The 18,391-nt window shown below is 65.5% G+C and carries 17 protein-coding genes; 10 read left to right on the top strand and 7 right to left on the bottom strand.

The window, feature by feature from the left end; genetic code table 11:
- The first annotated feature begins 74 nt into the window (after positions 1-74).
- The 3 genes from AC1RMD_RS16180 to AC1RMD_RS16170 all read left to right on the top strand — a co-directional run bounded on the left by AC1RMD_RS16180 (position 75) and on the right by AC1RMD_RS16170 (position 4,033).
- A complete protein-coding gene (locus AC1RMD_RS16180; protein WP_492927701.1) occupies positions 75-1,376 on the top strand; it encodes an MFS transporter in 1,302 nt (433 codons plus the stop codon).
- Positions 1,377-1,567: 191 nt separating this feature from the next.
- Positions 1,568-2,956, top strand: a complete 1,389-nt coding sequence (locus AC1RMD_RS16175; RefSeq protein WP_492927699.1) for an MFS transporter — start codon at positions 1,568-1,570, stop codon at positions 2,954-2,956.
- A gap of 87 nt (positions 2,957-3,043) precedes the next feature.
- Positions 3,044-4,033, top strand: coding sequence for a LacI family DNA-binding transcriptional regulator (locus AC1RMD_RS16170; RefSeq protein ID WP_492927698.1), 990 nt, complete (start codon positions 3,044-3,046; stop codon positions 4,031-4,033).
- 100 nt (positions 4,034-4,133) lie between these two features.
- Here the strand turns inward: AC1RMD_RS16170 and AC1RMD_RS16165 are convergent, their stop codons facing one another.
- Genes AC1RMD_RS16165 through AC1RMD_RS16145 form a run of 5 tightly spaced genes read right to left on the bottom strand, consistent with a single transcriptional unit; the run spans position 4,134 to position 8,631 of the window.
- Positions 4,134-5,045 carry a dihydrodipicolinate synthase family protein gene (locus AC1RMD_RS16165; RefSeq protein WP_492927697.1) on the bottom strand — a complete coding sequence of 304 codons (912 nt, stop codon included), beginning with the start codon at positions 5,043-5,045 and terminating at the stop codon, positions 4,134-4,136.
- Positions 5,046-5,089: 44 nt separating this feature from the next.
- Positions 5,090-6,352, bottom strand: coding sequence for an FAD-dependent oxidoreductase (locus tag AC1RMD_RS16160; protein WP_492927696.1), 1,263 nt, complete (start codon positions 6,350-6,352; stop codon positions 5,090-5,092).
- Positions 6,349-6,603 (bottom strand): 2Fe-2S iron-sulfur cluster-binding protein, encoded by a 255-nt coding sequence (locus tag AC1RMD_RS16155; protein WP_492927695.1) that lies wholly within the window; start codon positions 6,601-6,603, stop codon positions 6,349-6,351. Before AC1RMD_RS16155 ends, AC1RMD_RS16160 begins: the two co-directional genes overlap by 4 nt.
- Positions 6,596-7,714 (bottom strand): NAD(P)/FAD-dependent oxidoreductase, encoded by a 1,119-nt coding sequence (locus tag AC1RMD_RS16150; protein ID WP_492927694.1) that lies wholly within the window; start codon positions 7,712-7,714, stop codon positions 6,596-6,598. The genes AC1RMD_RS16155 and AC1RMD_RS16150 overlap by 8 nt, the downstream gene beginning before the upstream one ends.
- On the bottom strand, positions 7,699-8,631 hold the full coding sequence (locus AC1RMD_RS16145) for a 4-hydroxyproline epimerase (RefSeq protein WP_492927693.1): 933 nt from the start codon (positions 8,629-8,631) through the stop codon (positions 7,699-7,701). Before AC1RMD_RS16145 ends, AC1RMD_RS16150 begins: the two co-directional genes overlap by 16 nt.
- Positions 8,632-8,679: 48 nt before the next feature.
- On the opposite strand from AC1RMD_RS16145, the gene AC1RMD_RS16140 reads away from it, so the two are divergent.
- Positions 8,680-9,519 (top strand): helix-turn-helix domain-containing protein, encoded by an 840-nt coding sequence (locus AC1RMD_RS16140; RefSeq protein WP_492927692.1) that lies wholly within the window; start codon positions 8,680-8,682, stop codon positions 9,517-9,519.
- On the opposite strand, the gene AC1RMD_RS16135 is transcribed toward AC1RMD_RS16140, so the two are convergent.
- Positions 9,516-10,580: an alkane 1-monooxygenase gene (locus AC1RMD_RS16135; RefSeq protein WP_492927691.1), complete on the bottom strand. Its 1,065-nt coding sequence runs from the start codon at positions 10,578-10,580 to the stop codon at positions 9,516-9,518. The genes AC1RMD_RS16140 and AC1RMD_RS16135 overlap by 4 nt on opposite strands.
- 125 nt (positions 10,581-10,705) lie before the next feature.
- Between AC1RMD_RS16135 and AC1RMD_RS16130 the strand changes: the two genes are divergently transcribed.
- Positions 10,706-11,734, top strand: a complete 1,029-nt coding sequence (locus AC1RMD_RS16130; RefSeq protein WP_492927690.1) for an AraC family transcriptional regulator — start codon at positions 10,706-10,708, stop codon at positions 11,732-11,734.
- Here AC1RMD_RS16130 and AC1RMD_RS16125 read toward each other — a convergent pair.
- Positions 11,731-12,468 carry a helix-turn-helix transcriptional regulator gene (locus AC1RMD_RS16125; RefSeq protein WP_492927689.1) on the bottom strand — a complete coding sequence of 246 codons (738 nt, stop codon included), beginning with the start codon at positions 12,466-12,468 and terminating at the stop codon, positions 11,731-11,733. The two genes, AC1RMD_RS16130 and AC1RMD_RS16125, sit on opposite strands and share 4 nt — an antisense overlap.
- A gap of 404 nt (positions 12,469-12,872) precedes the next feature.
- On the opposite strand from AC1RMD_RS16125, the gene AC1RMD_RS16120 reads away from it, so the two are divergent.
- The 5 genes from AC1RMD_RS16120 to asnB all read left to right on the top strand — a co-directional run bounded on the left by AC1RMD_RS16120 (position 12,873) and on the right by asnB (position 18,282).
- Entirely contained in the window at positions 12,873-13,622 is a 750-nt protein-coding gene (locus AC1RMD_RS16120; protein ID WP_492927688.1) for a thioesterase II family protein, read from the top strand.
- Positions 13,623-14,402 (top strand): 4'-phosphopantetheinyl transferase family protein, encoded by a 780-nt coding sequence (locus AC1RMD_RS16115; RefSeq protein ID WP_492927687.1) that lies wholly within the window; start codon positions 13,623-13,625, stop codon positions 14,400-14,402. It begins immediately after the preceding gene.
- 205 nt (positions 14,403-14,607) lie between these two features.
- Positions 14,608-15,354, top strand: coding sequence for a cysteate racemase (gene cuyB, locus AC1RMD_RS16110; RefSeq protein WP_492927686.1), 747 nt, complete (start codon positions 14,608-14,610; stop codon positions 15,352-15,354).
- A gap of 40 nt (positions 15,355-15,394) precedes the next feature.
- On the top strand, positions 15,395-16,336 hold the full coding sequence (locus AC1RMD_RS16105; protein WP_492927685.1) for a TauD/TfdA family dioxygenase: 942 nt from the start codon (positions 15,395-15,397) through the stop codon (positions 16,334-16,336).
- Positions 16,234-18,282 (top strand): asparagine synthase (glutamine-hydrolyzing), encoded by a 2,049-nt coding sequence (asnB, locus tag AC1RMD_RS16100; RefSeq protein WP_492927684.1) that lies wholly within the window; start codon positions 16,234-16,236, stop codon positions 18,280-18,282. Before AC1RMD_RS16105 ends, asnB begins: the two co-directional genes overlap by 103 nt.
- Positions 18,283-18,391: the final 109 nt, after the last annotated feature.

The following is an 18,391-nucleotide window of genomic DNA, read 5'->3' as shown; positions in this document are numbered from 1 at the left end:
AGCTTATCCGCTTGGCAGCAGACGCGGCGGGTGTGTATGATGGGCCGCACCATCCACCCGCAGGAGCGTCAAGCATGCGTCAGTCCAAGAGTCAGCTTCAACCCGGATCGCCCAAGACCAACTCGCCGGCCACCGTGCTGTTTGCCAGCCTGATCGGCACCACGATTGAATTCTTCGATTTCTACATCTACGCCACTGCGGCCGTGCTGGTGTTCCCCAAACTGTTCTTCCCCGCCAGCGACCCGGCCGCCGCCACGCTGCAATCGCTGGCCACCTTCGCCATCGCCTTCTTCGCGCGCCCGGTCGGTTCGGCCGTGTTCGGCCACTTCGGCGACCGCATCGGCCGCAAGGCCACCTTGGTGGCGGCGCTGCTGACCATGGGCATCTCGACCGTGGTGATCGGCGCGCTGCCGACCTACGCCTCGATCGGCACCCTGGCGCCGGCGCTGCTGGCGCTGTGCCGCTTCGGCCAGGGCCTGGGCCTGGGCGGCGAGTGGGGCGGCGCGGTGCTGCTGGCCACCGAGAACGCGCCGCCGGGCAAGCGCGCCTGGTATGGCATGTTCCCGCAACTGGGCGCGCCGATCGGCTTCTTCCTGTCGGGCGGCATCTTCCTGCTGCTGAGCCAGACCCTGAGCGACGCCGAGTTCTTCAGCTACGGCTGGCGCATTCCCTTCCTGGCCAGCTCGCTGCTGGTGATCGTCGGCCTGTACATCCGCCTGAAGATCCATGAGACGCCGGACTTCCAGAAGGTGCTGGAGAAGAACGAGCGGGTCAAGGTGCCGGTGGTGACGGTCTGGCGCGAGCACCGCCGGGTGCTGGTGCTGGGCACCCTGATCGCGCTGGCCACCTTCGTGCTGTTCTACCTGATGACGGTGTTCGCGCTGAGCTGGGGCACCAGTGCGCTCAAGTTCAGCCGCAAGGACTTCCTGATCCAGCAGCTGTACGCCGTGACCTTCTTCGGCCTGACCATCCCGGTCGCCGCGCTGTGGGCCGACCGCTACGGCCGCCGCATCACGCTGGTGTGGGTGTCGGCCGCGATCGCCGTGTTCGGGCTGGCGATGGCGCCGATGTTCGGCTCCGGCAGCAGTACGATGGTGACCGTGTTCCTGTCGCTGGGCCTGGGCCTGATGGGCATGACCTACGGCCCGCTGGGCACCATGCTGTCCGAGCTGTTCCCGGCCGAGGTGCGCTACACCGGCGCCTCGCTGACGTTCAACCTGGCCGGCATCCTGGGCGCCTCGCTGGCGCCGTACGCGGCCACCTGGCTGGCGACCAACTACGGCCTGCAATACGTCGGCTACTACCTGTCCACGGCAGCGGTGATCAGCCTGGTGGCGCTGTTGCTGGCCAAGGGCGGCACCGCCAAAACCCCGTAATCGCATTCAATGTCATCGTACAACATCATCGCGACAGCCGCAGCGCCGGGCCGTCGCGATGGCGCAACCCCCTGAATATCCGCATCTTTCCGCTTGCCTATCGCGTTTTATAGTTGTACGATGACTTACGACTAGAGTGATCTCGTGGAGACCGGGAGATCATCACCAAAAACCAGAATAGAAGTGATGCCATGAACCTGAGCGAGCCTGTGAACGCGCAAGCGGTGGGAAAAACCGTCGGTAAATACCGTTGGACCATCTGTGCGCTGTTGTTTTTTGCCACCACCGTCAACTACCTGGACCGCCAGGTCCTGAGCTTGCTGGCGCCCGATTTGTCCAAGGAATTCGGCTGGAGCAATACCGACTACGCCAACATCGCCGCCGCCTTCCAGTTCGTCTACGCCATCTCGATGCTGCTGGCCGGCCGCGTGGTCGACCGGATCGGCACCAAGGCCGCCTACGTGCTGGCCATCACGATCTGGTCGCTGGGCGCGCTGCTGCACGCCTTCTCGGTGCCGATGGGCGAGGGCGTGGGTGTGCTGCTGGGCGCCTTCGGCATCGTCACGGTGCCGTCCATCGTCGGCTTCATGATCTCGCGCGCGGTGCTGGCGGTCGGCGAGGCCGGCAACTTCCCGGCCGCGATCAAGGCCACCGCCGAATACTTCCCGAAGAAGGAACGCTCGTTCGCCACCGGCATCTTCAACTCCGGCGCCAACGTCGGCGCCATCCTGGCGCCGATCTGCGTGCCGCTGATCGCCGGCATCTGGGGCTGGCAGGCCGCCTTCATCATGATCGGCATGCTGGGCTTCGTCTGGATGAGCGTGTGGATCACGCTGTACGAAAAGCCGGACCGGCAGCCGCGCCTGTCGGCGCAGGAGCTGGCCTATATCCGCAGCGACCAGCCGGCCGTGGTGGCGGCGCCGGCGGCCGACAACAAAGTCGCGTGGTTCCAGCTGCTGAAGTACCGCCAGACCTGGGCCTTCGCCTTCGGTAAATTCATGACCGACGGCGTCTGGTGGTTCTTCCTGTTCTGGCTGCCCACCTATTTGTCGGCGCAATACGGCATGAAGGGCGACGCCATCGTGGTGCCGCTGGCGGTGCTGTACAGCATGACCATGATAGGCTCGATCGGCGGCGGCTGGTTCCCCAGCTACTTCATGGCGCGCGGCCATGCGCCGTATGACGGCCGCATGAAAGCCATGCTGGTGATCGCCTTCTTCCCGCTGGTGGTGCTGCTGGCGCAGCCGCTGGGGGCGATCAGCTTCTGGGTGCCGGTGCTGTTGATCGGCGTCGGCGCCTCGGCGCACCAGGCCTGGTCGGCGAATATCTTCACCACCGTGTCCGACATGTTCCCGCAAAAATCGGTGGCCTCGGTGATCGGCATCGGCGGCATGGCCGGCGGCATCGGCGGCGTGCTGCTGACCAAATTGGGCGGCTGGGTGTTCGACTACTACAAATCGGTCAACGACATCCGCACCGGCTACATGATCATGTTCGCCATCTGCGCGCTGGCCTACCTGGTGGCGTGGAGCGTGATGAAGGTGCTGGTCCCGCGCCACAAGGAAATCACCGACCTGTGATCGGGCGGCGGAGCGATGCCGACATGCTAAGATTGTCCTTTGGCGCCGCCGAAGCACCGGCGGCCACGCATCCCCGACAATCAGAACATGAAAAAAAATGTAGCAACCATCCGCGACGTCGCCGCGGCGGCCGGCGTCTCGACCGCCACCGTATCGAAGTTCGTCAACGGCGCGCAGCGCTTCTCGCCGGCGGTGGAGGCGACCATCAAGGAAGTCATCGCCAGGCTGGGCTACCGTTCCAATCCGCTGGCGGCGTCGATGATCACCGGCCGCACCAAGAGCATCGGCCTGTCGGTGCTGGATGTGGCCAACCCGCACTTCACCAGCATCGTCAAGGGCGCCAACCGCGTCGCGCTGGCGCACGGCTACACGCTGCTGCTGGTCGACACCGAGGAAAACCCGGACCGCGAACGGCCCTTGCTGGAAGCGTTGAGCCGCCGGGTGGACGGCATCATCATGTTCTCGCGCATGCTGGAATCGGAGATGGACTGGGTGATGGAGCTGGGCAAACCGCTGGTGTATTTCGGCCGGCTGTCGCGGCTGGAGATACCGTGGGTGATCAGCGACGACCACCGCGGCGCCTACATGCTGGCGCGGCACCTGGTCTCGCTGGGGCACAAGCGCATCGGCTATTTGCGCTTTCCGCGCTCGCGGCGCGACGAAGAGCGCCTGGCCGGCATCCGCGCCTGCCTGGCCGCGCACGACCTGGAGTTGACTGTGTATGAAGGCGGCGCGCCGACCGCGGCCGAAGGCGATCGCGTATGCTCGTCCATCATGCTGGGCGCCGAGCACCCGGACGCGCTGATCTGCTACAACGACCTGATGGCGCTGGGCTTCATGAAAGCGGCGCAGACGCTGGGCTTCAAGCTGCCGGAGCAGCTGTCGGTAGCGGCCTTCGACAACATCGAGTACGGCCAATACACCTCGCCGGCGCTGACCACGGTGGACCTGCAGAGCGAGCGCATGGGCGTGGCCGCGATGGAAAAGCTGATCGCCGCCATCGACGGCAAACCCGCCCCCGCCACCACGATGATCGAACCGCAGCTGATCCTGCGCGGCTCGACCATCAAACGCTAAAAACCGGGGTCAAGTCTGACATTCGGACACGAGCTCTGCTGTAGCCATGGCTACAGCAGAGCTCGTGTCCGAATGTCAGACTTGACCCCGGGGTTGGTTTTTAGAACAGCTGGCTGACGTCCGGACGGGTGGCCAGGGCCGCCTGGACCACGGCGGTGACGCGGGCGCGGTCGGCGCCTTGCAGCGGCTGGCGCGGACGGCGCACGAACTCGTTGCCGACGCCGGCCAGCGTTTCCACCAGCTTCAGGTTCTGTACCAGCTTGTTCGACACGTCCAGGTGCATCAGCGGCATGAACCACTGGTACAGCTTGAGCGCTTCATCCCAACGCTTGGCTTTCATCAGCTTGTACAGCGCCACGGTCTCTTTCGGGAAGGCCACCACCAGGCCGGCCAGCAGGCCATCCGCGCCCACCGCCAGGCCTTCGAACGACAGATCGTCCACGCCCATGAACAGCTGGTAGCGGTTGCCGACGGCGTTGCGCAGGTCGGTGATGCGGCGTACGTTGTCGGTCGATTCCTTGATCGCGACAATCCATTCGCAATCGGCCAGTTCCTTGAAGTCTTCCGGCGTCAGGTCGACCTTGTAGGAGACCGGATTGTTGTAGACCATGATCGGCAGCTGCGCCGCCTTGGCGATCACGCGCAGATTGTCGATCGCCTCGCGCGAATCGGCCGCGTACAGCACCGACGGCATCACCATCAGACCCTGAACGCCCATCTCGTGCGCCTTTTCGACGAAGCGGCAGGCGGTGGCGGTGCGCGTTTCGCTGACGTTGACCAGCACCGGCACGCGGCCGGCGGCGACGTTCAGCGCGGTCTTGGTGACGGCCAGCTTCTCGTCGAACGACAGCGTGCTGGCTTCACCCAGCGAGCCGCAGGTCAGCAGCGCGTGCACGCCGCTGTCGATCTGGAAGTTGAAGTGCTTTTCCATTTCCGCGTGGTCGAGATCCTCGTTCTCTTTGAATTTGGTGGTTACTGCGGGGAATACCCCTTCCCATTTTGCTGCTGCCATGCTGTTCTCCTTGTGATGAATCGGTGTTGTGGTTAATACGTGAATTAATCGTCGATGATGCTGGCGATGCGGGCCGGTGAGATCGGCATCCGCACCGCGTCCGGCCGCCAGCCATATAGCAGTTCGGTGGCGCCGCCGCAGATGCGTCCCTGGCACGGCCCCATGCCGCAGCGCGTTTGCAGCTTGGCGCTGCGCCAGCTGGTGTGCGTGCGCAGCTCGCTGTGGCAGACGTCTTCGCAGCGGCAGACGATGGTGTCGTCGCCGGCCAGTTTCAGTAGTTCCGGCCGCAGCGCAAAAGCGCGCTCCAGCCTTGCTGCGAATTTCTTCCAGCGCGCGCGTTCGGCGTACAGCTGCCGCGCGGCGCTGAGCTGGCCGGTGGCCGCCAGGCCGGCGATGCGGCCCTCGGCCAGCGCCAGGTCGACGCCGCCGACACCCGTGCCTTCGCCGGCGCAGTACACGCCGAACACGGAGGTCAGCTGGTCGTCGTCGACCAGCACCGTGGTTTGCCGCTGGTTCGACGCGGTGACGCAAGCGAGCGCCTGCGCCAGTTCGACATTGGGCAGCAGGCCGTAGCCGCAGGCCAGGTAGTCGCATTGCAGCGCCTCCAGCTCGCGCGCGCCGCCGCGCTGGACCAGGATCGATTGCAGCGTGCCGTCGCCCAGCGCCGAGTGCACATGGCTGCCGCGCAGATACGGGATGCCGCTCAGCTGCGCGGCCAGTTGCAGCGCCTGCGTTATCTTGGACGGCGTCGCCAACAGGCCGAAGCCGAAGCGGGCCAACGCCGGCAAGGACGCCTGCTCGACGATGGCGACGATCTCCGCGCCCTTGGCGCGCAGCGTCGCGGCCACCGCCAGCAGCAGCGGGCCGCTGCCCGCCACCACCACCCGTTTGCCCTGTACCGGATAGCCGCCCTTGGCCAGGGCCTGCAAGCCGCCGGCGCCGGTCACGCCGGGCAATGTCCAGCCGGGGAAGGGCAGCAAGCGCTCGCGCGCACCGGTGGCCAGTATCAGTTTTTCGTAGTGCAGCGTGGCCGACGACGATGGCGTCTGTACTTGCAGCTGTTGCGGCGCCGGCGCGTACAACACGCGCGTCTGCGGCAGGTAGGTCAGGTTGGGGGCGGCGCGCAGGTCGCTCCACATTCTTTGCGCGCGCTGGTCCTGCTGCTCCGGGCCGCCGCGCCAGATCTGGCCGCCGGCCAGCGGGTTGTCGTCGACCAGGCCGACCTGGGCGCCGTGCGCCACGGCGGCATGCGCGGCCGCCAGTCCGGCCGGTCCGGCGCCGATCACCAGTACCTCGTAGCGGCTCATGGGCGGACCTCGCCGGTGGTCACGCGCATGCCGTCGGCGCACAGCGTCTGGCATGACAATTGGTGCATGCGGCCGTCGATGGTGACACGGCACTCCTGGCACACGCCCATGCCGCACAGAGGGGCGCGCGCCGCGCCGCGAACCGAGCGCCGGGTGACGGCGCTGCCGGCCATGGCGATCGCCGCGGCCACGCTGACGCCTTGCGCCACATGGATATCGAGGCCGTTGATGTTGAGGACGACGTCAGTCATTGAAGCGTCCCGGTAAGTAAGGTGCTGCAGGGATGCGGGTGCTGTCGCCGGTCATCTGGCCGGCCAGCAGTTGCGCCGTCGCCAGCGAGGTGGTGATGCCCAATCCTTCATGTCCGGTCGCCAGCCACAGTCCGCGCCGCGCGGCGTGGGGGCCGATCAGCGGCAGGCCGTCCGGGGTGGCGGCACGCAGGCCGGTCCAGCAGCGCAGCAGGTTCAGTTGCGCCAAGGCTGGCGTGAACGCGGCGGCATGGCGCAGCATGCGTTGCAGCATGGCCGGCTCCACCGCCAGGTCGATTGTGTCGAACTGGCGGGAGGAGCCGATCAGTACTTGTCCGGTAGGACGGGGCTGCAAATTGAACGCGACCGAGTCGCCGCTGGCGGCGTGGGCGCTTTTGATGTATCCGAGTTCCACCAGCTGGTGGTGGACAAAGCCGGGATAGCGGTCGGTGATGGCGATATGTCCTTTTTTCGGCTGCACCGGCAGTTCGGGCAGCAGCGTGGCCGAACGCGAACCGGCGGCCAGCACCACGTGCTGCGCCTGGTGGCGGGCGCCGTCGGCCAGCAGCACGCCGTTGTCTTCGATGGCGGCGACGCTGGCGCGCAGCGTGGTGGCGCCGCGGCGGATCGCCCGGTCCAGCAGGATGCGCGCGCTCTTGGGCGGATACACCAGGCCATCGCCGGAGACCAGCAGGCCGCCGGCCAGGCCGGTGCGCAATTGCGGCTCGCGTGCATACAGCGTGGCAGGCGCCAGCAGTTCGCAGGCGATGCCGTAGGCGGACAGGGTGTCGGCCTTGGTGCGCGCCGCCGCCATTTCTTCCTCATCGGCGGCGACCCAGATGGTGCCGCAGCGGCTGTACTCGTGGCGCTGCGGCAGGTCGCCCACCAGCGAATTCCACAAGGAGACCGAGTACGCCGACAACGCCAGCTCCGCCGGGTTGTCGTCCATGACCACCAGGTGTCCCATGCCGGCCGCGGTCGCGCCGCTGCCGGGCATGTCCTGTTCGATCACCATCACCCGCAGGCCGCGCTGGCTGAGCGCATCCGCACAGGCGGCACCGACGATGCCGGCGCCGATGACGATCACGTCGTTCTGGCTCACCGGATGCCCCATACGAAAGGATCGGTCGGATCGAGGAGCAACTGCGCCTGCGAGTTCACCCATGCGCGGCCGCGGATGCTGGGGATCAGCTGCTCGCCGCGATAACGGTAGGAAGCTTCGAACACGCTGCCGATCACGCTTTCCTGCTTCCACAGCGCGCCCTCGGCAAGCTTGCCGTCGGCCGCCAGGCAGGCCAGCTTGGCGCTGGTGCCGGTGCCGCAAGGCGAGCGGTCGTAGGCCTTGCCGGGGCACAGCACGAAGCTCTGGCTGTCGGCGCCGGTGCGCGATGGCGCGAACAGTTCGATATGGTCGATCAGCGCGCCGCCCTCGCCGGTGATGCCGGCCTGTTCCAGCGCCGCGGCGACGGCCACCGTGTAGGCGGTCAGCGCCTCGACGTTACCAACCCCCAGCTCCAATCCGTGACCGGAAACCAGGAAGAACCAATTGCCGCCCCACGCCACGTCGCCGGTGACCGGGCCGTGGCCCGGCACCTCGACCGTGACCTGGGTCTGGCTGCGATAGGAGGCCACGTTGTCCACCGTGACGCTGCCGTCGGCGTGCAGCTCGGCCTCGACCACGCCGACCGGCGTATCGATCCGATGGCGGCCGGCGCCGATGCGGCCCATGTAGGCCAGCGACGCGACCAGGCCGATGGTGCCGTGGCCGCACATGCCGAGGTAGCCGACATTGTTGAAGAAGATGACGCCTGCCGCACAATCGGCCTCGTAGGGCTCGCACAGCAGCGCGCCGACCAGCACGTCCGAGCCGCGCGGTTCGCACACCACCGCGGAACGGAAGCGGTCGTGCTGGCGTTTCAGCAGGGCGAGCCGCTCGCTAAGCGGTCCTTGGCCCAATTCCGGGCCGCCGTCGGTCACCAGGCGGGTCGGTTCGCCGCCGGTGTGGGAGTCGATGATGGAGATGGTTTTCATGCTCAAATCTTAGGCTTCCTGAGCCCCGCTGTCTTGCATCTCCTGCGCATGATCGATGACGAAATCTGCACAACGGCGATAAAACAGGAGACGCCGCCCGGCGCCGCTGGCACAATCGCCTTCATGCATAAAGAACTCCCTCACGACGACGCCCGGCTGGCCCTGGGCACGGACATCGCCGACCCCTTCTTTGCCGAGGCGTTGTTCGACGCGCTGCCGGACGTGGTTTTCTTCGTCAAGGACGTCGAATGCCGCTATATAGTGGTCAATCAGACGCTGGTGCAGCGCTGCGGCCAGCGGCACAAGGCGGCGCTGATCGGCCGCACCCCGGCCGAGGTGTTCGCGCGGCCGTTCGGCCAGACCTACCTGGCGCAGGACATGGCGGTGCTGGCCGGCGGCAGCGATATCGAGGACCAGCTGGAACTGCACCTGTATCCCAACCGCGATCCCGGCTGGTGCCTGACCCGCAAGACCGCGCTGCGCGACGCCGCCGGCCGCATCGTCGGCCTGACCGGCGTGTCGCGCGACCTGGCGATGGCGGACAAGAAGAATCCCGCCTACCGCAAGGTGGCGGCGGCGGTGAACCTGATCCACCAGGAATACGGCCAAGCCTTGCCGCTGGCCGAGCTGGCGCGCACGGCCAATATGTCGGTGGCGCAGATCGAGCGCTACTTCCTGCGCATCTTCCACCTGACGCCGCGCCAGATGATCATCCAGACCCGGGTCGACGCCGCCTCGCGGTTGCTGAAGGGCGCCGCCAGCGTGGCGGAGATCGCCCAGGCCTGCGGCTACGGCGACCATTCCGCCTTCACGCGCCAGTTCAAGGCCACCACCGGCGTCACGCCGACCCAGTACCGCCAGCTGGCGGTGGCCGGCAAGAACGGTTAGCCGACATCCCGCAGCAACTGGCGTTCTTCGTCGTTGGCATGGTGCCGGTCCCAGGCGCGCAGGCGCGGCGCCATCAGGTGCCGCCACAGCGGCGGCACCAGCGCCAGCAGCATGGTCGACAGATAGCCGCCTATCATCAGCGGCGCGTCCGGGTAGGGATGCAGGTCCTGGTACGGCAGGCCGGCGCGCGCGTGGTGGTGCGAGTGGCGCGTCAGGTTGAACATGGTCCAGGAGCTCAGGCGTTTGTTGGTGTTCCACGAATGGCGCGGCTGCACCGGCCGGGCCGGATTGCGCACCAGCCCATAGTGCTCCATGTAGTTGACCACCTCCAGCAGCGCCTTGCCCCACAGCGCGCAGACGCTGAAGAACAGCGTCGCCGCGGCGCCGCCCCAGTACCAGGCGGCGGCCAGCAGCAGTACGCTCATCAGGTGGCCGCGCAGCACCATGTTGTGCCGGCTGTACTGGCGCTGGCCGCGCCGCTCCAGGCGCTTGCGTTCCAGCTGCCACGCGCTGATGTTGCCCTTGATGGTGGAGCAGACGATGTGCCAATAGACGTTGCGTCCGCGCGGCGCGGTGGCCGGGTCCTCGCGGGTGGAAACGTAGCGGTGGTGGCCGTACACATGCTCGATGGCGAAGCCGGTGTCGAAGCTGAACGCCAGCAGCCAGCGGCCGATCAGCAACGATGCCGGCTCCCTGGTGCGGTGGACCAGTTCGTGCGCGGTGATGGTGCCTATCGTGCCTATCATGAGCCCGGTCAGCAGCACGGCGGCCGCCAGCTGGAGCGGCGTGGCGTAGCGGCCGGCGATGAAGCTGTCCAGCGCCGCGCCGACGATCAGCAACAGCAGCGGCAAGGCCAGCCACAGTTGCCCGGTCAGGACGGCGTGGTGGCGCAGCGACGGCGTGCTCAGATCGTCGCCGCCCAGCAGGTCGCCCAGCACGTAGAACAGCACCACGCCCAGCAGCGAGGCCGCGACCGTGTCGCCGCCGGCGTACAGCGCGGCGGCGGCCAGCAGACCGACCACATGGAACAGGCAAAATTTCAGGTAGTGCAGGACGTTCATCGGCGCGGTCTCCTTGTTGTTATTACGTCCATTGTAGGCAGCGCAGTGGCGTCCAAGGGAGGTGCCGGATTGACATGCAGGGGTTATTTATTGACAATCGTTTGATCTTCATTGAGGCGCTCCCCATGCAGGCAAACGACCACACGCTGGCAAGCAGCTACCTGCGCCAGATCGCCGAGCAAATCGGCAGCATGGGCGGCGACGTCGGCGACTGGCTGGCGCGCAGCGGCCTGCGCGCGGACCAGCTGGACGACGGCGAGCTGGCCGTGTCGTTCCCGGTGTTCCGCCAGCTGGTGCTCGATTCGGTGGCGCTGACCGGCGAGCCGGCCATGGGCCTGCTGGTGGGCGACCGCATGCGCGAGCACACCCACGGCATCCTCGGCTACGCCGCCATGAACAGCGCCACCTTGCGCCAGGCGCTGGAACTGCTGGAGCGCTACTTCATGCTGCGCACGACGATGATCTCGATCGACTTCGCGCAGCAGGGCGACGACTTCCGCGTGCGCCTGCACGAACGCATTCCGCTGGGCGATATCGCGCGGCCGGTGCTGGAGGCGGCGCTGCTGGCGTTTAAAAACGTATTGGATTTCATCGCGCGCGGCGCCTATCAATGCCGCGCTGTGGCCTTCCAGTTCGCCGCGCCGGACGATGCGCCGTTGGCGCGCGAGCTGTTTCGTTGCGAGGTGGGCTACGGCCAGGATTGGACCGGCATGGTGCTGCCGTCGGCGGCCATCGACGTGCCGCTGCGGGTGGGCGATCCGGCCACCTTCGGACACGCGGTGCAGATCTGCCAGCGGGAGCTGGACAAGCTGGCGGCGCAAGTCTCGCTGAGCGCGCGCGTGCAGCGGCTGATGCTGGAGCAGCGCACCAGCTTCCCGTCGTTGCAGCTGACGGCGCGGCGGCTGTGCATGACGCCGCGCACGCTGCACCGGCGCCTGCTGGCGGAGGGCAGCTCATACAAGCAGATACTGGAACAGGTGCGCCGCATGCTGGCGCTGGAATACCTGCGCGCCGGGCAGCTGAGCGTGCAGGAGATCAGCTACGCGCTGGGCTACACCGACGTCGCCAATTTCCGCCGCGCGTTCAAGCGCTGGGAGTCGGTGCCGCCGTCGGCGCGCCGGGCGCTGCCGCTGCCCCGGAAAGAACGCGGCTAGCCAAGCAAGCCGGAACGGTTGGCGACACGCACCGCTTCGCCGATTTTCTCGACGTTGAACTTGTCCTTGATGATGTCGAATTTACGATAGAGATTGCTGGGTTTTATGCTCAGCTTTGCGCCGATTTCCGACACCACGCAGCCATTTTTGGACAGTTGCAAGAGCTGGATTTCTTCCGCGTTCAGCTTGAATTTTTCCGCCGCTTTGTCGCGCAGGTAGCGCAGCCACCAGTCGAGCAATTCCATGCCCAGCGCCCGGTAGATAATGCGGCATGCCTTGAGTATGGGTTCGCCCACCTCGGGCGGCGCGTCGCAGCCGACGTACAGCATGCTGACGCGCTCCTCCACATTGTTGCTGCTGTGGGTAGGCACCAATATCCCGCTCAGAAATCCGTATTCCCCGGCCATGCGCAGCATGTCTTGCTGTCCCTGCGTGGCGGCACGCACGTCGCTGCCCAGCGCCGGCGATGAATTGCGTTTTGCGTACTCGAGGAAGGGGTCGTTCATGAACCACCGTCTTTTGTTGTACAGGTCGCACCAGGCCGGGTCGGAACTCATCACGTGGCGCTGGCTGAACTGGTCTGGCGTATTGTCATCGGTGATGTGAACGGAATAGACATAGGAGCTGGCGCCCAGGTTGCCGATCAGCTCCTTGGTGAAGGCCGCCAGTTCGGTCGGGTTTTTACAGGCATGAATCTGCTCAAGAGCCGAATAGGCGAAGTCGGTGGCTGACATGGTGAACGTGCTCTTCTAGTGATAAAACCGGATGGATTTTCCTGGTGTTCAAGGGCGACATTCCACGCTGAACCGGGGACCGCGGCAGCAGTCCCGCGTGAGGCAAGGGCGGTGGCGTGGAACGCTGGCTAGGTTCGACGATGCCCCATTCTAAAGAGAACGTTCATTTATTGAACCTGACAATAATGCTAGTTCGCTAATGCCGCGGCCCTGCGCCGCTCTCTGCGGCAGCGCCGGCGGCAGCGGCGCAGCTGTTGCATCTGACAGGTTTCGGGGCCGGCAAAAGCGGCTATGCTCGGACCGATTTTTTGAGCGCCTGCCGGTGTGCCGCCAGGCGCGGGCAGGGTTGCTTGCCATTCACTACTTTTCCCCGGCGCAATCGCCGCCGGCACCGGAGCTATTTGATGAAATTTGATCCTTGGTTTGTCCGCCAGTCCAGCCCCGGCCGACGTTTCAGGCTGTTTTGCTTCGCCTATGCCGGCGGCAGCGCGGCCAGCTTCGCCGCCTGGCAGGCCGGGCTCGACCCGGCGATCGAAGTGTGCGCGATCCAGCTGCCGGGGCGGGGCAGCCGCTTCGGCGAAGCGCCGTGCCGCTCGATGCCCGAACTGGTCTTGCGCATCGCCGAGAAAGTGGCCGGCCAAAGCGACTTGCCGTTCGCCTTCTTTGGCCATAGCCTGGGCGCGCTGATGGCCTATGAGGTCGCCGCCTATTGCGCCCGCCATGGCCTGCCGATGCCCGAGCATTTGTTTGCCTCCGGCTGCAACGCGCCGCAGTTGCGCAGTCCGTCAAAGAACCTGCACCTGTATGCCGACGCACATCTGATCAGCGCGCTGCACGACTACAAGGGCACGCCGCCCGAGGTGCTGCGCAATCTTGAACTGATGAACTTGTTGTTGCCGATGGTGCGCGCCGATTTTTCGCTGGCCGAAAACTACCAGTACCATCCGCGCGCCCCGCTGGAGATACCGATTTCGGTGCTGGCCGGCCGGCGCGACGAATACACCACGCCGGCGCAGGTGGAGGGCTGGCAGCGCGAGACCAGCGGCCCGTTCAGCGTCCACTGGTTCGAGGGCGACCATTTCTTTCTCAACGATGAACGCCGGGCGGTGCTCGATTGCGTGGGCGCAGAACTGAACGATTTGCAGCGCGCCTAGATGGCGCCACCGGATCCGGGCCGGATCCTGCTGTGGTGCGCCTTCCCTGAGCAGATCCGCGCGCCGGCCTTGCTGGCCAGGTACCGGCGCTTGCTGAGCGAGGCGGAACTGGCCCAGGCGCAACGCTTCCATTTCGCCGCCGACCGCCATCGCTACCTGGTGACCCGGGCGCTGCTGCGCACCGTGCTGGCGCGCTACGCGTCGGCGCCGCCGGAGCAGCTGCAATTTCCCGTCAATGCCTATGGCCGGCCCGGACTGCCGCCCGCGCAGGACGGCGGGCGTCGCATCTCCTTCAACCTCAGCCACACAGCGGAGCTGGTGCTGCTGGGCCTGAGCTTCAGCCATGCGCTGGGCGTCGACGTGGAAAACACCCGCCGCGCGCCGGCCCCGCTGGCCAGCGCGCGCCGCTTCCTGTCGCCGCGCGAGTGCGCCGACCTCGCTGCCCTGCCCGAGCCGCAGCGGCACCAGCGGTTTTTTCAATACTGGACACTCAAGGAAGCCTACATCAAGGCGCGCGGCATGGGGCTGTCGCTGCCGCTGGACCAGTTCGGCTTCCGGTTTTCGCCGGGCGGCGTGCTCGACATGACAGTCGCGCCGGCCCTGGGCGACGCCGCCGGGCGCTGGCGCTTTTGGCAGCTGCGCCCGGCGCCGGACTACCTGGCCACCGTCTGCGTCGAGCGCGCGGCCGGCCTGTCGCAATCGGTCGCGCTGACCCAGATCGTGCCGCTGGAAGGCGAGCGTCCGCTGGACCTCGGTTTGGTCTGCGCGTCCGGCAATTAATTTTATGCAACCGACAATTATGCACGAAAATTATTAAAATACAAAGAAAAATAGCCTATTTTTGTTGCACGGTGAGTTGCATGATAATTCCACCGTCCGTAGTTCAGACCGGCTTTCACGGCTAGCCGCGTTGCATCGAGTACACCATGCGCGCCGTACTCTGCGCATCCCAACCAGTGTGGCAAGAGCAGATCGGAATCTATTCATGATAGAAAAAATCGGAATTTTGGGCGGCATGGGGTCGGCCGCGGGATTGTATTTTGCCCAGCAACTGATCGCACTCAACACGGCGGCCAAGCAGGATGGCGACCACGTACCCTTCATCCTGTATTCGGATCCCCACATTCCGAACCGGGTCGATGCCTTTCTGAACCGCACCGCCAATCCGGCGCCGTCGGTGGTCAGCTCGCTGGACAAGCTGGCCACGCTGGGCGCGGACTTCGGCGTCGTCATCTGCAACACCGCGCACATCTATTTCGACGAGATCTCGGACCAGGTCAAGATGCCGTTGATCAATATGGTGGAGAACGCGGCGGCCTACATCGAGGCCAGCTTCCCGCACGCATCGGTGGGCTTGCTGGCCACCACCGCGACGGTCAAGTCCGGCCTGTACGACGGCTATTTCAGCAAGATGGGCCGGACCCTGGCGATCCCGGACGAAGACGACCAGGCCTTGTTGATGGCCGCCATCTTCGACACCGAGTTCGGCATCAAGGCCACCGGCAACTTGCCGAGCATGAAGGCGATCGAGGCGCTGATCGAGGTCGCCACCCGCCTGCGCGAACGCTCCGGCGCCACCCATTTGCTGCTGGGCTGCACCGAACTGTCGTTCGCGATCCAGGGACAGCGCTGGGCCGGCTTCCAGATCATCGATCCGGTCAAGGTGCTGGCCCAGCACTGCCTGGACCGCGTGGGATCGGCGCGCGCCAACGTTTATTCGATCGCCGCCTAGCGCGGCGGCCGTTACCCAATCGCAAGAGGAGCAGATTGTGATGTCCAAAGTATTGCCCTATGTATGGAACGCCGGCGCCGAACGCGGCATCGACCTGCCGCAGGTGCTGCGCACCCACCAGGCCGAGCTGGACCGCCTGTTGCTGGAGCATGGCGCCATCCTGTTGCGGAATTTCGACGTCAGCTCGCTGGAGAAGTTCCAGCGCTGCACCAGCGCGCTGACGGGCGCGGCCGCCTCCTACATCGACGGCAACTCGCCCCGCACCAAGCTGAGCGAAAGCATCTACACCTCGACCGAGTATCCGCCCGAGTTGAGCATTTCCATGCACAACGAATTGTCGTACAGCCATGTCTGGCCGGCGCGCCTGTATTTCTGCTGCGTCACGGCGCCGCAAACGGGCGGCAGCACGCTGATCGCCGACAGCCGCGCCATGCTGCGCGAGCTGTCGCCGGAAGTGCTCAAGCTGTTCGAGGAAAAAGGCGTGACCTATGTCCGCAACCTGCACGGCGGCAGCGGCGCGACGATCGGCAAGTCGTGGCAGCAGACCTTTGAAACCACGCAGCGCTCGGTCGTCGAGCAATACTGCAAGGACGGCGAGATCGAGTATGCGTGGAAGCCCGATGGCGGCGTCCGCCTGATCCAGCGCCGGCCGGCGACCGCGGTGCATCCGCGCACCGGCGAACGGGTCTGGTTCAACCAGGTCGACCAGTTCCATCCGTCGACCAACCCGCCCGAGGTCTACCAGGCCATCATGGAAATCTACGGCGACGACCCGTTCGAGATGCCGCAATACGGCTGCTTCGGCGACGGCACGCCGATTCCCGACAGCGCGCTGGCCGAGGTGCGCGCCGGCATGGACCGGCTGAGCGTGGCGTTTCCATGGGAAAGCGGCGATATGATGATCGTCGACAATATGCTGACCGCGCATGGCCGCTCGCCGTTCACCGGCGCGCGCAAGATCCTGGTATCGATGAGCAATTAAGACCCGCCAGCCCGGCCCCGGCCGCAGCGCCGCCGGCGCGCCATTTTCCCGAACTCAACCCATCGAAAGACACACGCTTTATGTGCGGAATCGCAGGTACCTTTGACCTTCACGGTCAACGCTCGACAAACCAGGCCATGCTCGTGCACATGGCCAACCAGTTGATCCATCGCGGCCCGGACGACGCCGGCTACTGCCTGAAGAACGAGGTGGGTCTGGCGTTCCGGCGCCTGTCGATCATCGACCTGAAGCATGGCAACCAGCCGTTTTTCAGCGAGGACGACAGCATCGTCTCGATCTGCAACGGCGAGATCTACAACTACAAGGAGCTGCGCCACGAGCTGCAGCAAAAAGGCTACCGCTTCAAGACCGAATGCGACGTCGAGGTGCTGATCCCGATGTACCAGGAATACGGCATCGATTTCATGAAGAAGTTGAACGGCCAGTTTTCGTTCGCGATCTTCGACGACCGCAAGAAGAGCCTGTTGCTGGTGCGCGACCACGTCGGCATCTGTCCCTTGTTCTATACCATGGTCAACGACAGCCTGATCTTCGGTTCCGAGATCAAGGCGGTGGTGGCGCATCCGCTGGTGCAGCGCGCGGTCGACCTGCAGGGGCTGGACCAGATCCTGAGCTTCCCCGGTGTCGCCAGCCCGACCACCATGTTCAAGGGGATCTCCTCGCTGCGTCCCGGCCACTACCTGCTGGCCAAGGTGGGCGCCGGCATCCAGGAAAAGGAATACTGGGATCTCGACTACCCGGTGGCGATCCACGACCACGGCGACGACGAGCTGTATTTCGACGAGTTCGAGGAAATCCTGTGCCGCGCGGTCAAGGACCGGCTGAACGCGGACGTGCCGGTCGGCTATTATCTGAGCGGCGGCCTCGATTCCTCGCTGATCGGCAGCCTGACCCAGGTGGTCGCGCCCGATCCGCAGCGCCATTCTTTCTCCATCGTGTTTGCCGACACCGACCACAACGAAAGCTCGTTCCAGCGCACCTATACGCAGAGCATCCCGTCGACCCACCACGAGATCCTGTTCGACTGGGAGCAGGTCGCCAGCCGCCTGAAGTCGGCGGTGTACTACTCGGAGGCGCCGCTCAAGGAATCCTACAACACCTGTTCGCTGGCGCTGTCGGAGCTGGTGCGCGACAGCGGCATCAAGGTGGTGCTGACCGGCGAGGGCGCCGACGAATTGTTCGCCGGCTACGTGGGCTACCGCTTCGACGCGATGCGCGGCCAGCAGGACGGCGGCGCGCGCGAGCTGGACGACGTGCTCGAGGACGAGGAACGCAACACCCTGTGGGGCAACAAGAATTTCTTCTACGAGAAGAATTACCTGGCGCTGAAAGCCAGCAAGCTCGACCTGTACAGTCCGGCCGTGGCGGAGCGCTTCCCGCAGTTCAATTCGGTCCGGCACAACCTGCTCAACCGCGCCAAGATGAAGGGCCGGCACCCGATCCACCAGCGTTCCTACGTCGACTTCAAGCTGCGGCTGTCGGACCACCTGCTGGCCGACCACGGCGACCGGGTGTCGTACGCCAATTCGATCGAGGCGCGCTATCCCTTCCTCGATATCCGGCTGGTGGAGTTCGCCAAGACGCTGCCGCCGCGCCTCAAGCTCAACGGCCTGGTGGAAAAATACATCGTGAAGCAGGTGGCCAAGCGCCATCTGCCGCCGTCGATCTGCAACCGCGAGAAGTTCCATTTCGTCGCGCCCGGCAGCCCGGCGCTGTTGGCCCGCAATATCGACTGGATCAACGAACTGCTGTCGCCGGAGGTGATCCGCAAGCAGGGCTATTTCAATCCGGAGACCGTGGAGCGGTTGAAGAAGACCTATGCCCGTCCGGGATTCAAGCTGAACCTGCCGTTCGACAGCGATCTGCTGATGACCGTGATCACGTTCGGCATCTTTCTCGAACAGTTCGGCATGCCGGACCACTGAGACCGCGCGCCCTTGCCGCTCCCGATTCCTAGCCTATGAGAGTAACGTCATGCCCAACCGTCCTTCCCGTTTGACCGGTCAGTCCAGGCCGCCTTTTGACCGCGCCGGG

The sequence above is a fragment of the Duganella sp. GW822-FHT06D06 genome (genome assembly GCF_058799615.1).
Note: the sequence above shows the minus strand (reverse complement) of the source record. Positions and strands in the feature narration are given on the sequence as shown.

Excerpts from the sequence above, each read along its gene's own strand:
- AC1RMD_RS16180 (WP_492927701.1), top strand. The coding sequence starts at position 75 with ATGCGTCAGTCCAAGAGTCAGCTTCAACCCGGATCGCCCAAGACCAAC.
- AC1RMD_RS16175 (WP_492927699.1), top strand. The coding sequence starts at position 1,568 with ATGAACCTGAGCGAGCCTGTGAACGCGCAAGCGGTGGGAAAAACCGTC.
- AC1RMD_RS16170 (WP_492927698.1), top strand. The coding sequence starts at position 3,044 with ATGAAAAAAAATGTAGCAACCATCCGCGACGTCGCCGCGGCGGCCGGC.
- AC1RMD_RS16165 (WP_492927697.1), bottom strand. The coding sequence starts at position 5,045 with ATGGCAGCAGCAAAATGGGAAGGGGTATTCCCCGCAGTAACCACCAAA.
- AC1RMD_RS16160 (WP_492927696.1), bottom strand. The coding sequence starts at position 6,352 with ATGAGCCGCTACGAGGTACTGGTGATCGGCGCCGGACCGGCCGGACTG.
- AC1RMD_RS16155 (WP_492927695.1), bottom strand. The coding sequence starts at position 6,603 with ATGACTGACGTCGTCCTCAACATCAACGGCCTCGATATCCATGTGGCG.
- AC1RMD_RS16150 (WP_492927694.1), bottom strand. The coding sequence starts at position 7,714 with ATGGGGCATCCGGTGAGCCAGAACGACGTGATCGTCATCGGCGCCGGC.
- AC1RMD_RS16145 (WP_492927693.1), bottom strand. The coding sequence starts at position 8,631 with ATGAAAACCATCTCCATCATCGACTCCCACACCGGCGGCGAACCGACC.
- AC1RMD_RS16140 (WP_492927692.1), top strand. The coding sequence starts at position 8,680 with ATGATCGATGACGAAATCTGCACAACGGCGATAAAACAGGAGACGCCG.
- AC1RMD_RS16135 (WP_492927691.1), bottom strand. The coding sequence starts at position 10,580 with ATGAACGTCCTGCACTACCTGAAATTTTGCCTGTTCCATGTGGTCGGT.
- AC1RMD_RS16130 (WP_492927690.1), top strand. The coding sequence starts at position 10,706 with ATGCAGGCAAACGACCACACGCTGGCAAGCAGCTACCTGCGCCAGATC.
- AC1RMD_RS16125 (WP_492927689.1), bottom strand. The coding sequence starts at position 12,468 with ATGTCAGCCACCGACTTCGCCTATTCGGCTCTTGAGCAGATTCATGCC.
- AC1RMD_RS16120 (WP_492927688.1), top strand. The coding sequence starts at position 12,873 with ATGAAATTTGATCCTTGGTTTGTCCGCCAGTCCAGCCCCGGCCGACGT.
- AC1RMD_RS16115 (WP_492927687.1), top strand. The coding sequence starts at position 13,623 with ATGGCGCCACCGGATCCGGGCCGGATCCTGCTGTGGTGCGCCTTCCCT.
- cuyB (WP_492927686.1), top strand. The coding sequence starts at position 14,608 with ATGATAGAAAAAATCGGAATTTTGGGCGGCATGGGGTCGGCCGCGGGA.
- AC1RMD_RS16105 (WP_492927685.1), top strand. The coding sequence starts at position 15,395 with ATGTCCAAAGTATTGCCCTATGTATGGAACGCCGGCGCCGAACGCGGC.
- asnB (WP_492927684.1), top strand. The coding sequence starts at position 16,234 with ATGGGAAAGCGGCGATATGATGATCGTCGACAATATGCTGACCGCGCA.